12 protein-coding genes are annotated in these 12,456 nt (G+C 69.2%); 10 read left to right on the top strand and 2 right to left on the bottom strand.

Annotated features, from left to right (window positions below; all coding sequences use genetic code 11):
* Positions 1-507 precede the first annotated feature (507 nt).
* Positions 508-1,821 carry an MFS transporter gene (locus ACZ5VD_RS39285; RefSeq protein ID WP_468555286.1) on the top strand — a complete coding sequence of 438 codons (1,314 nt, stop codon included), beginning with the start codon at positions 508-510 and terminating at the stop codon, positions 1,819-1,821.
* Between the two features lie 253 nt (positions 1,822-2,074).
* Positions 2,075-3,223: an ISAs1 family transposase gene (locus tag ACZ5VD_RS39280; RefSeq protein WP_468685238.1), complete on the top strand. Its 1,149-nt coding sequence runs from the start codon at positions 2,075-2,077 to the stop codon at positions 3,221-3,223.
* Positions 3,224-3,760: 537 nt separating this feature from the next.
* Here the strand turns inward: ACZ5VD_RS39280 and ACZ5VD_RS39275 are convergent.
* Entirely contained in the window at positions 3,761-4,300 is a 540-nt protein-coding gene (locus tag ACZ5VD_RS39275) for a GNAT family N-acetyltransferase (protein ID WP_468554675.1), read from the bottom strand.
* The gene (locus ACZ5VD_RS39270) at positions 4,285-5,274 is read right to left on the bottom strand and encodes a hypothetical protein (RefSeq protein ID WP_468685236.1); all 990 of its coding nucleotides are present in this window, start codon (positions 5,272-5,274) and stop codon (positions 4,285-4,287) included. Before ACZ5VD_RS39270 ends, ACZ5VD_RS39275 begins: the two co-directional genes overlap by 16 nt.
* A 456-nt stretch (positions 5,275-5,730) precedes the next feature.
* Between ACZ5VD_RS39270 and ACZ5VD_RS39265 the strand changes: the two genes are divergently transcribed.
* The 8 genes from ACZ5VD_RS39265 (at position 5,731) to ACZ5VD_RS39230 (ending at position 12,456) form a co-directional block, all read left to right on the top strand.
* Positions 5,731-6,153 (top strand): ATP-binding protein, encoded by a 423-nt coding sequence (locus tag ACZ5VD_RS39265; RefSeq protein WP_468554677.1) that lies wholly within the window; start codon positions 5,731-5,733, stop codon positions 6,151-6,153.
* Positions 6,150-6,383, top strand: a complete 234-nt coding sequence (locus ACZ5VD_RS39260) for a hypothetical protein (RefSeq protein WP_468554678.1) — start codon at positions 6,150-6,152, stop codon at positions 6,381-6,383. Before ACZ5VD_RS39265 ends, ACZ5VD_RS39260 begins: the two co-directional genes overlap by 4 nt.
* Entirely contained in the window at positions 6,347-6,613 is a 267-nt protein-coding gene (locus ACZ5VD_RS39255; protein WP_468554679.1) for a hypothetical protein, read from the top strand. Before ACZ5VD_RS39260 ends, ACZ5VD_RS39255 begins: the two co-directional genes overlap by 37 nt.
* Before the next feature lie 936 nt (positions 6,614-7,549).
* Positions 7,550-8,482 (top strand): conjugal transfer protein, encoded by a 933-nt coding sequence (locus tag ACZ5VD_RS39250; RefSeq protein ID WP_468685234.1) that lies wholly within the window; start codon positions 7,550-7,552, stop codon positions 8,480-8,482.
* A complete protein-coding gene (locus ACZ5VD_RS39245; RefSeq protein WP_468685233.1) occupies positions 8,479-8,823 on the top strand; it encodes a hypothetical protein in 345 nt (114 codons plus the stop codon). The genes ACZ5VD_RS39250 and ACZ5VD_RS39245 overlap by 4 nt, the downstream gene beginning before the upstream one ends.
* Complete coding sequence (locus ACZ5VD_RS39240) at positions 8,820-9,398, top strand: hypothetical protein (protein ID WP_468685232.1); 579 nt, start codon at positions 8,820-8,822, stop codon at positions 9,396-9,398. The genes ACZ5VD_RS39245 and ACZ5VD_RS39240 overlap by 4 nt, the downstream gene beginning before the upstream one ends.
* Complete coding sequence (locus tag ACZ5VD_RS39235) at positions 9,395-12,088, top strand: ATP-binding protein (protein ID WP_468685230.1); 2,694 nt, start codon at positions 9,395-9,397, stop codon at positions 12,086-12,088. The genes ACZ5VD_RS39240 and ACZ5VD_RS39235 overlap by 4 nt, the downstream gene beginning before the upstream one ends.
* Positions 12,085-12,456 carry a hypothetical protein gene (locus ACZ5VD_RS39230; RefSeq protein ID WP_468554684.1) on the top strand — a complete coding sequence of 124 codons (372 nt, stop codon included), beginning with the start codon at positions 12,085-12,087 and terminating at the stop codon, positions 12,454-12,456. Before ACZ5VD_RS39235 ends, ACZ5VD_RS39230 begins: the two co-directional genes overlap by 4 nt.

Here is a 12,456-nt window from a genome sequence, read left to right as displayed (position 1 = left end):
TTCCCGGACGGGACACTCTCGACAGGTTTCACGGTCTCCAACTCCACGGCGGTATCAGTCACTTGACGTCTCTCTCATGATCGTCGGATCCGCCGTTAGATTTACACTCCTGGCCAGGTACGGGCGATCGACTCCAACCTGGAGATGACCTCCAGGCCCGGGGCCCACTGAACCGTCCCTAAGGCCGCCGCCGGGGCTCGTACCGGGCGGAACCTGCCTGTGATCTGGCCCATGGCCACCTCGAACGCCTCCCGCCATCGGGCGGGATCCATGCTGCGACCACCGTCTCGTCGTTTGTCCACACAACTCACGATGATCAACGGTGGCCGTACCGATCCCCGCGTCGGCCTTCACCAGCAAGATCACGATCTGCAGGGCAGCGATTCTGCGACTGCAAGGGCTCCATTACCGGACAGCACGGCCAGAAAGCGCTTGCCCCAGGGAAGGTGATCACGGCAAAATGCTTTCTATTTGCTAGCGCATCGCAGATCTTGGCCCGGGGGAATCGTGCGGCGTTCCACGCAGAGTGCTGTCGAAAATCCAGAAACCGGCGCAACCCGCCCGAAGTCGGTCCTGGCCCGCAACCGCGCATTCCTCTTCCTGTGGTCCTCGGAGTCGATCAGCCTTCTGGGCAGCGAGATCAGCGTCGTGGCGCTGCCATCGCTGGCGGTCCTTGTCCTGGGTACCGGCGCCCTCGGGGTCGGCGCACTCGTGGCACTGCAGTGGCTGCCGTTCGTACTGCTCGCGCCGATCATGGGCGTCTTCACCGACCGACTGCGCCGACGGCCGCTGATGCAGTTCGCCAACATCGCCCGCTGCGTCATCCTCGGCTCACTGCCACTGGCCGCAGTCCTCGGCCACCTCACCCTGGCGCACCTGTACGTCGCCGCGTTACTCAAGGGCGTCTTCGACGTGGTCTTCCAACTGGCGTACCAGGCGTACATGCCGCAGGTACTCGACCGCGCCGACCTCGTCGAAGGCAACGTCAAGACCCAGCTGAGCAAGTCGATCGCGATGACGGTGGGCAGGGCGGCCGGTGGCGGCCTGGTCAGCCTGACCGGCGCTGCCCGGGCCCTCGCGGCCGACGCACTGTCCTACTTCGCCGCCGCCGTACTACTGCTGTTCATCCGCGAGAAGGAGCCCAGGCCGGCGCCCACTGAGCGAGGCCTCGCCGCCACGCTCCGGGACATCCGGGGCAGCGTCGCAATGACCCTCGGCAACCGCGTGCTGCGATCCCTCACGCTGATGGCGGCCTTCGGCAACATGGCGGTGTCGTCGACGCTCGCGATGATCATCGTGTTCGCCTACCAGGACCTCCACTTCTCCGCAGGGCAGTTCGGCCTGGCGTTGAGCCTGGGCAGCGCCCCGGTCCTCGTCGGCGCGGCGCTGTCCCGGCGGATCAACGCGCGGTTGGGGATGGGACGCACGCTCGTACTGACACACGCGCTCCTCGGCCTCGCGTTCATACTGCTCCCGGCCGCCACACTGGGTGGCAAGCCGTTCGCATTCGCGGTCGTCGTGGTGTCCCAGAGCATCTCCAGCTTCACCGGGCCCCTCACCAACGTCGCCCTCATCACGCTCATCCAGAAGGCAACGCCCGTGCACGCGATGGGACGCGTCACTGGCGTCGCGCTGCCGTTCATCTGGGGAGCCAACGCACTCGGCCCTGTCGTAGGCAGCACCGTCGCCGCGGTGACGGGCAACGCGGTCGCTTTCATCCTCGCGGCCGTGCTGGCCTGGGCAGCCATCGGATGGATCTTCAGGGGTGCTGTCCAGCGGCTCACCGACGACGTGCCGGACCACCTCCGGATATCCGTCTGATCGAACGATGCGCCAACCGCTGTCCATGGCCGCCTGGTGAGCCTTCGTGCCCGTCATGACCGGCATGACCGGCGGCGACAGCAGGATCTGCCGACAGGGATGAACGGACTTCGGTACCTCTTCCGCAAATGCCGACACGATCTACAGCTGGAGTATCGGCGACGGGAAACAATCACATGGCAGATGGGAAGCGACCTTCGAACCGGTCTCCGCCACACAGGTTAGACCGATTCGTGAACACCCCGGAGCTTCGATGTGCCGCCAGTCTGCCACTGTCTGCCTGACCAAGTCGCCCACCGCCGCCCAGCGCGGCGCGAACGGTGTTGCCGAACGGCTGGCCGTTCTTCGCGATCCGCGAGATCAGCGGGGACGGCGCCATTCGCTGGTATCGGTCCTGCTCACCGCCTGCTGCGCGGTGCTGGCCGGGGCTCGTTCCTATCTGGCCGTGGGCCAGTGGGCCCGTCACGCGCCTCTGGACGCACTAGCCCGTCTCGGCGTGCGCGCCGCCGGCCCGCTGGGCGTGCGCCGCGCACCGTCCAGCTCCACCATCCGCCGTCTCCTGACTCTCGTATGTCCCGGCGGGCTTGCCGACCTGCTCGGATGCAACCCCGCAGGCAGTCGGCACCTGGCCGTGGACGGCAAGGTTCCCCGCGGCTCGCGCACGGACACCGGCCCGCCCGCCCACCTGCTCTCCGCCGTCCTGGAAGGCGGACGCACCGTCAGCCAGCTGCGGAGGCCGGACAAGACCACCGAGGTCACCGGCTTCACGAAGCTGCTGTCCCCGTTCGACTTGTCCGGTGTCGTAGTGACCGCCGACGCCCTGCACACCCACCGTGACCACGCCAGGTGGCTGGTCGAGGCGAAGTGGGCGCACTACCTGCTGGTGGTCGAGCGGAACCAGCCGACGCTGCACAACGCGTTGCGGTCGCTGCCGAGGAAGGAGGTGACCGCCCGCCGCTACGACCGCGAGACGGGGCACGGGCGGCGTGAGACCCGCTCGATACGCACGCTCACCGTCACTGGTCTCGGGCTGGACTTCCCGCACGTGGCGCAGGCCGCGAAGATCCACCGGCACCGCACCGACCTCAAGACCGGCAAGAGCACCCGCCAGACCGTCTACCCCATCACCGACCTGACGGCGCGTGCAGCCTCTCCCCAGGCCATCGGCCAACTCGCCCGCGCGCAATGGGGCATCGAGGCCGTGCACCACGTCAGAGACACCACGTTCGGCGAGGACGCCTCGAAGATCCGCACCGGGCACGGACCGGAGAACATGGCCACACTGCGCAGCTTCGCGATCAGCATCCTTCGCACCGCCGGGCACCACAGCATCCCCGCCGGCCTGCGCGAGCTCTCCTACACACCCTTCACCCGCCCCCTGGACCTGATCGGACTACCCTGACCAGCAACACCACATGATCACCAGGACTTTGAATCAGCCCTGGTACAAGAAGGGGCCCGGCCCGAAACTCGGCCAGGCCGATGTGGCCTCGTACGAGAAGTTCCAGCGGAAGCTGAAGTACACCGGCTCGGCCGCCAAGTGGCCTCCAGGTCCCGTCTCCTGGGCGGACCTGAAGATCCCGAACGTCAGCCCAACCTCCGTATCTCTGACGGGATACACAAGATTCCCCCGCTCTCCCTCGTGGAGATCGGGGGAATTTTCGTGCTATCGGCGCAGCTCAGCGCGGACTGCAACCACTGCTACCCCCACGACACCAACGATGCCGAACAGAAGCATCCCGAAGCCGGTATAGCCGAGAATCACGGCCAGGGTGCTCGGCTCGACAAGGCACCCGTGCTCGGTGCGCATGTTCGGAGTGCTGCCCGGGTGCTGCGCGCAATATGTGGCCTCCTGGTTGATCTGAAACTGGATCCAACCCAGGACCATCCCCGCTGCCGAGGACACAAACGCACGTGCTCTGGAGTCACCGGCCTCCCCTCACCTCAGGGGAAGCTCGGCAAGCATCACGGCGTACAACGGAGAGTCCGCGAAGGGCTGACGCTCGCCGACCTTCCGGAAGCCCCAGTCCTCGTACAGCGCCTGTACGCGGGGGTGCTTGACATCCACCAGGAGGACGGCGAGGTCCTCGGGGCGCTCCTCCAGGAGGGCGCGCGAGAGAGCGTCCGCCACGCCCTGTTTGCGCTTCTTCGGGTGGACGGCCAGCTCGGAGTAGGAGAAGGTCAGCGTCTTCTCCGGGACCTGGTCGACGTGCTCTCGCCACCACTCGCGGCCGTCAGCGGCAGGAGCCCCGTACGCGAAGCCCACGGCCTCGTCACCGTCGTAGGCGATCACACAGGCGAAGTCGGGGTTACCTCCCCAGTGGTCCACGAACCAGGGGAACTTCTTCTTGAAGTCGTCGTCCCGGTCGGGGCCCGCTGCTGCGGCGTGCAGGTCGATGATCGTCTGCCTGATCTGTGGCAGATCCTCATGCCCGAAGCGGCGGATCTCCAGCTCAGCGGCGCTCACAGTCGGCTCCATTCGGTGCGGTAACGGTCGCCCCACTCTCGGGCGACCGAGGCATCTGGCGCAAGAGTGATCAAGTCGCGGTAGTAGTCACCGAGCAGGGAGCGCATCCGGCCAGGGATCGGGTGGCCGGACATCAGGGGGAAGACCGTGGCGGCCGTGGAGCACGCCTGATCGATCTCGCGCTGGTGGAGCTGGGCCAGAGCGAGCCGGCCCGTGGCCAGGGCCCGGTTCCTGCGGAACTCCTTCGGGATGGTCCGCAGGGCCTTGTGAGAGGCGGCCTCGGCCTCTGCTGAGTCCCCGATCCGGTCCTGGACAATGGCGGTCATGGCGAGCAGCTCAGAGGGCCCGTAGAAGGAGATCCAGGAGGGGCGGGGCTCGCCCGTCTCCGTCTTGCCCAGAGCCTCTTGAGCGTGCCCCAGAGAGCGGATAGCGGCCTGACGGTCGCCGAGGTTCGAGTGGCCAATGGCCGTACGGGCGTGGGCCAGGGAGGCGAAGAACGGCTGACGCCGGGCGATAGCCGTCCCCTGAGCCGCGTACGCCGCGTCGACCGCTTCGGCGTACTCGTCCCGGTGGTGGGCGAGCATCGCGTAGGAGTTCCAGACCCGCATCTCCGCGATGGGATCCTTGGCCATCCCGGCCAGGTACAGGGCCCGGCCGAGGAGCTGGGAGGCCCGGTCCATCTGCCGGGCGTCGATCGCGCTCCAGGCCGCCGTGGCGGTGTAGTCGGCGGCCACGGAGAAGAGCCGGAGCCGGATGCGCTGGGTGGCCCCGAGCTTCTGCTTTTCCAGGCACTCGGCGGCTCCGGCCAACGCCGCCCGCTCCAGGCCCTCGTGGCCGCCCCTGTTGCGGTCCAGCTCCATCAGGGCGTCCAGCCCGCTGCGGAGCCGGATAACGTCAGACGTGCCGACCTGGGGAAGAGCACCCACGAAGGGCACCACGGAGGCGGTCGTGCCGGTGGCGGCGGTGAGGAAGTTCCTGCGGTCCACAGGGTCCTCCGGAGGGTTCGAGGTTCGTCGTCGTCTCGCCGGTGGGCTGAAGCCCAGCTCCCTGGCGGTACAGCCGAATACTGCCTCTAACGCCTCGCGCTGCCGAGGGTGGGGCCACCGCGTTTTTCCCGTCAACCAGTTGCGGATCGTCCGGTCACTGACCGTGCCGTCGTGCCCGGAGTAGATCAGCCGCGTGTTCACGGCGTCGGCCAACTCGACCTGAGTCAGGCCCCGCTCCTGCATCGCGCTGCTGAGGCTTTCGTTCCCCTCCACGTACCCACGGTAGTGACTGAGTCCCCACCAGTGAGCAGGGATCGCACAGAAATTTCCGGTCGGGCCGTATGCACGGCGGGCTCATATTTCCTGCTGTGGCCATGCGGAGCGTCGTTCACTGAATCGAGGCCGTCCGCTGCCTGGGGACACCGCAGGCAGTTCACACACCCCTTGAGGTCGTCGATGACTGTGACCGCTACGCCCCGCCCTACAGGGCATCCCGGGTACTACACGACTCTCCCTCGCGAGGCTGAGAGCGCGGCCGTTGCCCGCAAGCTCGTCCGTACCGCTCTGGCCGCCTGGGGCCTGGAGGACCAGATCGACGCCGCCACGGTGGTCGTCACGGAGCTGGTCTCGAACGCCGTGGACCACGGCCGCCTCCCCTCGATCCGCGTGATCGTCTCCCGGCCCACCGAGAACTGGGTCCACGTCGGGGTCGTCGACCGCTCGAAGGTCATCCCGATGATGCGGACCGACTCCAATGGCGACCAGATCCGGGGGCGCGGCCTCCTGATCGTGGACTCTCTCACCGAGCGCTGGGGCACCGACCTCTACCGGTGGGGCAAGCAGGTCTGGGGAGAGCTGTGGACCGGGCCGGCTCAGTGACCGAAGAGCGGAAGGCGTGGGTGGGGGACGAGGACGCGGACAAGGAGGGGGTCGTCACCGACGTCAAGGGCGGGACGTCCATCCTTCGCGAGGTGTACACGTGGGCCCTCACGTGGACGGCCCCGACCAACGACCGGCTGAAGGTGACGGTCACCCGCGCGGAGCGGATCAAGCAGCACCAGGAGCAGGGTTGGTGGCCCCCACCCCCACGGACCGTCTGGGCGTCCTGATCGCGGCGTACGAGTACGAGTTGGGCTCGTGCTTCCGGTGCCCCCGCAAAGGGACCCAGGTGACCCGCTTCGGCGAGATCACCAGCGACGAGGGCGTGACCCCTCTGTACGCCTGTCGCGAGTGCGTACAGGAGCTGCTCGTCATGCACGAGCGCTCCATGGGGCGGATGGACACCCGGCCCCGGATAGTCCAGCTCCCCCGAGCCCCTCGCGGAGCCGAGGCCACCTGATCCAGGAGGCTCCCCCCGGCCATTGAGGAGGAGAGGCCCCGATCGTCCCGTGACGGTCGGGGCCACTACTCTTCGCTCGCCGCCTCAGCCTGTTCAGCAATCTGCCTCAGGATCTCGGCGTCCTCCTCGTCGGACAAGGGAAACTCCGTCACGGAGCAGGATGACTCCGCAGTCGGCATCCGAGGCGCGCAAGCCAGCCAAGTAGCGCCACGGAATGGGGCGGTGCAACGTACCCGACGTCACGCGATTCCGCCGGAGCTCAGGACTCAACCCGGTGAGCGCATCAACTACCTCGAAGCTGCATGAGGCCTGAATCCCACCGATGGCTCCGAGGTGGCATCAAGTCCGGCCCACCCATCGAGCGGGATCACTGCCGATCTTGAGGCGAACCGGAGCACCCTGGGCTAGCTGCCGTGGTCGGGCTCATGGTCGGCCCGACCACACCCTTCAGCACCGGCACGCAGTCGCGGGCCCGATTGCGCAGCCCGGACGAGCGTTGCGCAATCGGGCTGCGCAACGGGGCGAGGGTCGTGCGCAGTCGCCATGGGCGGTGCGACTGCGCAGTCCGCCCAGTGGCTGGTGGTCTTGCTGATGCGCAGGTCCTGGTGGAGCACTGCGCAGACGGCAACTGCGGTCCGGGCGGCTTCCGTCTGCGCAACGCTCGTCCGGGCTGCGCACCGGTTCACGGGCTCCAGGGGCCGCACGGCTGGTGGTCGTGTAGCAGGCCTCGGCCGCGGAACGTGTAGCGGACCCGATGACCTGTCGCCTGCTCGGGCCAACCCGTGGTCGGGCCTGTGGTCGGGCCGGCCATGACCCCGACCATGGACTTCGTGTCCCCATCGTGACCATGGTCGGGCCTTCATGGTCGGTGGTCGGGTCGGGGCCGACGGGTTTCCTCAAGGTCAGCAACATCCGGTCTGACCTGGGAGTTTGACCATGTCCCCTGCCAAGCATGCCTCACAGAGCGAGGCTGCTGCTCCGATCGCGGCCAGCGCCCGGCTGGAGGCGATGCGCCGCCGCGTACGCCTCTCGCGCCTGGCGGTCTGGACCGTCATCGCGGCCGGCCCGATCGCCCTGTGCGTCGCCGTCGCCTCCACCCCGACCACGGTCGAGGCGGCCACCCCAGCCGCTCCCACCTCCGTGCGCACTGCGTCGTCCGCCGCAGACCCGGGTGGCTATGCGCAACTGTTCGTCAGTGCGTGGCTGCGCAGCAGCGCGGACGACGCGACAAGTGCGCAGGCGCGTCTTGCGCAGTCACTCGCGCCGGACGTCGAACTGCCCGACCCGGCCACGGGCGCGCAGTCGAAGCCGCAGCCCGTGACAGCGGTGCGCAGTGTGCAAGGCACCGGAGGTGCGTGGTCGGTGACGGTGGCTGCGCAGTACGCCGACGGATCGGTGCGCTACTACGCGGTGCCGGTTTACGCCAACGATGCGGGCTCCTCGTTCACGGTGACCGGTGCGCCGGGCGTGGTGGCCGGTCCGGTCCGCGCCGAGGTATCGAAGTCGTCCTACGGCGTGAACGTCCCGGAAGGTGATCTGTCGTCCGCCGTCGGGGAGTTCTTCAGCGCCTACCTGACCGGTGCCGGCGAGGTCGACCGCTACCTCGCTCCCGGCGTGAGCTTGTCGGCCATCTCCCCCGCCCCATACCCGGCGGTCATGGTGCAGCAGATCTCCGCCGTCGAGGAGGCCGCGGCCGCCGAACAGGTACCGGCCGACGGCACGAAGGTGCGTGTCCTCGTCCAGGTCGAGGCCCGGGACGCCGACGGGCGGTGGCCCCTGGCGTACGAGCTCGCGCTCAAGGCCCGCTCGGGCAGGTGGGAAGTCGCGTCCCTGGAGTCCGGGACTGCTCAGGACGGCGGTGCGCGGTGAACACGGTGCACAGCCTGATGCTCGCCGGGCAGCTGGACGACCTCGGCAACAGCTGGATCAATATGTTCAAGAACTGGGCGACCAAGGGGCTGCAGGCCGGTCTGCTCGTTCTCGTCGTCGTCATCATGATCCAGAAGTTCAGCCTCAAAGCGGGCATCGGCGCGCTGCTGCTGATGGTGATCGCGCTGGGTCTCTATAACTCGCGCGACAGTCTCGCGAACATGTTCGAGGACGAGGTCAAGAACCCGTCCACGGGCGCACCCGCCGTCCCAGGTGTCATCGTTGAGTCCGAACTTCCGGCCGCCCGTGACCATTCGCCCGGCGCCGGGGGCTGGCTGTGACCGCGGCCGGCACCGGCCGGGTGGGCCGCTTCTACACCTCCGCCCGCCGTCACCCTTGGGTGCTGGGCAAGGTCGCCGACTGGAAGATCCCGCTCGGCCCGTACACACCCGCGCAGATCGGGGTCGCCGTCGTCGGCGGCTTCCTTCTCATCAAGACCATCGCGTGGTGGTCGTGGATGGGCCCGGTACCACTTGTGGCCTGGCTGCTGACGATCTGGGCCGTACGCCGGCCAAAGATCCGGGGGCGTGCCCCGATGCAGGCGGCCCTGGGCTGGATGCTGCTGATTTGGCAGCCCCGCGGAGGGCGGATCAGCGGGCGGGCCGCCCGCGACCGCGGATCTCGTCCCCTGCTCGGCGGATTCACAATCGAGGACACGCCCGCGCTCGCCGCAGCGGCCACACCGTCTCGCGCGGCTGTGCAGCAGGCCACCCGGGCACCCCACCCGATCCCGGCAGTGGGTCGCTCGTCCACGCGCCACCGTACGGTGGCGGCTGCTCCCCCGGCGCCGGTGGGTCCGGTGTCGGGTGTACAGCAGCTGCTCGCCCTCGCCGGGCAGAGCGGGGGTGCGCGGTGAGGGTTCCGATCCGTCACATCGCCGGACATCTGGTGTGGTCGAAGCAGGGCAGCGTGTGGGCCCTCTACCGCCTCCACCCCGGCCCGGACGCACAGGGCCGCCGGGAGGAAACCGTCCAGGGCACCTACGTGCCGGCCCCGGTCCGCGACGAACAGCTCGCCAAAATCACACACTTGGTGCGGTCGTTGTCCGGGGCACCGCGGCTGTTCGGGCTGTGCGCACAGGTCGACCCGGGCGAGATCGCCCTGCGCATGATCGAGGGCATCGAGCCAGCCGACACGGCCCCGGACAACGGGCCGCATCCGTGGGTGGAGAACGTCGAGGCCACCCTGAACCTGCTGGACGACCAGGAGATGCACCGCCGCACCCTGTGGCTGGCCGTGCCGCTGCAGACCGAGAACGCCGGCATGCAGGTGTCAGCGTCCCTCGGCGCGGCGTGGGCCGAACTGTCCCCGATGCTGGGCATGCGGCCGGCGCCGGTGGCACGGCGCGAGGTGACCGCGCACCGGGAGCAGGCTGCCCGGGTGGAGGCCGCACTCGCCGGCGGCATAGCCTTCCGCCCCGCCCGCCCGGCGGAGATCGTGTGGATGATCCAGCACGCTCTGCACCGCGGCCTCGCGGAGCCGCTGCTGGCCGAGGCCGAAACCAGCGGGCTGTACGGCGGGCACCTCCAAGGCGGCGTGCTGCGTTCTCCCAGCTATGCCGGCCTCGGCCAGGTCCGCCTGCAGGAAGGCGGCATCGACCCCGAGCTCGACGACGTCGGCGAGCTGGGGAGCGCGGGCCAGATCACGCGGTCGGGCCGCACGGCCTGGTGGCGGCTGAACACCGGCTCGCCCCTCGGGCGGCGTTGGCTGCAGGTCGAAACGGATGCCGGGGTGGGCTATCAGGCGCAGTTGGCGCTGGCCGAGTGCCCGCCCTCGGTCAGCCAGGACGCTGCTGATCTGTTCGCGCAGCTGGAGATGCTCGACTTTCCCGTCGACTACGCCGTGGACCTCACGCTGGTGCCCGCGGAGAAGGCCCGCGACCAGGTGCGGCGCAAGAAGAACGAGTTGATCGACCAGGCCGACCAGTACGACGCCCGGCCGACCGGCATGCCTGCCTCGCTCACCGAGGCCGCACGCGACCTCGGTGAGCTGGATGCCCGTCTGTCGCGCACCTCGGTCGAGGTCGAGGTGCAGTCCGTCACCGTGCTGACGGTATGGGGCCCGACCGCAGCCGTCTGCGACGCCCGGGCCCGGGCTCTTGCCGCGCTGCTGGGCGGTGCCGACTATCGCGCGGTGCGCCCGGCCGGCCTGCAGGAGGCGCTGTTCACGCTCGGGCTGCCCGGCACGGTGGGGCCTGGCGTGGCACGCGAGTTCACCCAGCACCAGATCTCCGAGGATTGGGCGCTGGGCGGGGCCTTCACCGCCTCGGAGGTCGGCGACCCGAACGGGATGTTCCTCGGCATCGACCTGGACTCGGGCACCACCCGCCCCGTGATGATCAATGTCGCGGACGCGCCCAAGGTGGACGCGTCGGCCTCGATGGGCATCGTCGGGGATCTCGGCGCGGGCAAGAGCGTCCTGCAGAAGCTGATTGCGGAGGCCGTTTGGGCGCGCGGCGGCTGCGCGATCTGCATCGACCGCACCCCTGTGCGCGAGTGGGCCACCTTCGCCCGGACCGCCGCCAAGGGCCGCGTCCAGATCATCGACGCCGCTCAGGCCGAGGTGTCCATCGATCCGCTGCGCATGTTCCACGGCCCCGAGGGCCGCCACTACGCCCTGTCCTACCTCACCTTGCAGCTCGGTATCGGCCCGATGAGCACGAACGGCGAGGTCCTGCACCACGCCGTGGAGCAGGCCGCCGCCGGTCCGCAGCCGTCCATGCACCGCGTCCTTCAGGTCCTCGAGGGGATGGCCACGAGTGAGGCGGGCAAGCGGCAGGACGCGGCCGCCACCCTCGCCGGCCTCATCCGGGTCGTGTCCACCAACTCCCTGGCCCGGATGGTCTTCGACCCGACGTTGCCGCCGGTACGGCTGGATGCCTCCAGCAGCACCGACATGATCGTGATCACCACGACCGGTCTGAAGCTTCCGCCGAAGGCGGCGTTCGACAAGCCGGAGGTCCTGCACCAGCAGCCGCTGGAGGTGCTGATCGGCCGCGCCGTGCTGTATTTGATCGCGGCGATCGCCCGGCAGACCGCGTTCGAGGACCCCGGGCGGTTCACCGCCGTAGTCCTGGACGAGCTGTACTGGCTCACCTCGTCCGCCGAGGGCACCGCCCTTGTCCACGAGATCCTCCACGACGGCCGCAAGCACGGCGCCGGGCTGCTCGGCGCATCCCACGACGCCGCCGAACTCGGCCCCGACCGCGGCCTGATGGCCTACCGGGCGCTCGCACGCACCGCCGACCGCGAGCGTGCACGCCGTGGCCTGGAGTTCGTCGGCCTCGACCCAGGCGACCCGGAGTTGCTGCGGCTGGTGAGCACCGGTCTGTCCCCCGTCGGTCAGAAGGGCCGGGAGGGCGAGTTCCTGCTGACCTGCCCGCGGCAGAACACCGGCCGCATCAAGGTCTCCATCCCCCCTATCGAGCGCATCGCCACGTCCATCACCACCACACCCGGACGCCGCACGAGCCCCGCCCCGCCTTCAGTGCCTGAGCCGCTGGCCGGCGAGAGCGCGGGGAGCCATCCGAAGGAACTCTTCCGATGATCTCCTCTTCCTGGGACCACTCCCGGCGCCTGGCCGCAGACGCGGCCGCGAGCGTCCTCACCGCGATCGCCGTGGTCCTCGGCGTGCTCGTACTGACCGTCGGGGCGCATGTCCCGGATGCGTGGTGGCCGCACACCGGACAGGCGTTCGCCGCCGACGCCCGCCCGGCTGAGCCGGATCCGTGCGCCCTGATCGTGGGTCCGGCCAAGGACCACTGCGAGCACGGCGCCACGACGACCGCCTCTACCCCGGCCGGGCAGCCGGGCGTTGCGGGTGCGGCGTGGAGGCTGGTGCCGGCCGGTGCGGGCGCGGCCGCCCTCGTGGTGTGGCAGCGCCGGAACGCCGCCGCTGGGCAAAGGCGGCGCTGA

Source organism: Streptomyces sp. NPDC032822, from assembly GCF_055578825.1.
This window is presented reverse-complemented; position numbering and strand designations above follow the sequence as displayed.